The organism is Paenibacillus agri (assembly GCF_013359945.1).
Taxonomy (GTDB): domain Bacteria; phylum Bacillota; class Bacilli; order Paenibacillales; family Paenibacillaceae; genus Paenibacillus_AQ; species Paenibacillus_AQ agri.
This window is the reverse complement of sequence record NZ_JABWCS010000052.1, coordinates 1-243: the sequence shown is the minus strand read 5'-3', so window position 1 is coordinate 243 and position 243 is coordinate 1. Positions and strand designations below refer to the sequence as shown.

General features: G+C 54.7%; 1 rRNA gene. It reads left to right on the top strand.

Annotated elements, in window-relative coordinates:
• Positions 1 to 243: ribosomal RNA gene (locus HPT30_RS31255) — 16S ribosomal RNA — on the top strand; the annotation flags it as partial.

Genomic DNA, 243 nt, shown 5'->3' with positions numbered 1-243 from the left:
CTACCGGAGTGACGGTACCTGAGAAGAAAGCCCCGGCTAACTACGTGCCAGCAGCCGCGGTAATACGTAGGGGGCAAGCGTTGTCCGGAATTATTGGGCGTAAAGCGCGCGCAGGCGGCTATTTAAGTCTGGTGTTTAAACCATGGGCTCAACCTGTGGTCGCACTGGAAACTGGGTGGCTTGAGTACAGAAGAGGAAAGTGGAATTCCACGTGTAGCGGTGAAATGCGTAGAGATGTGGAGG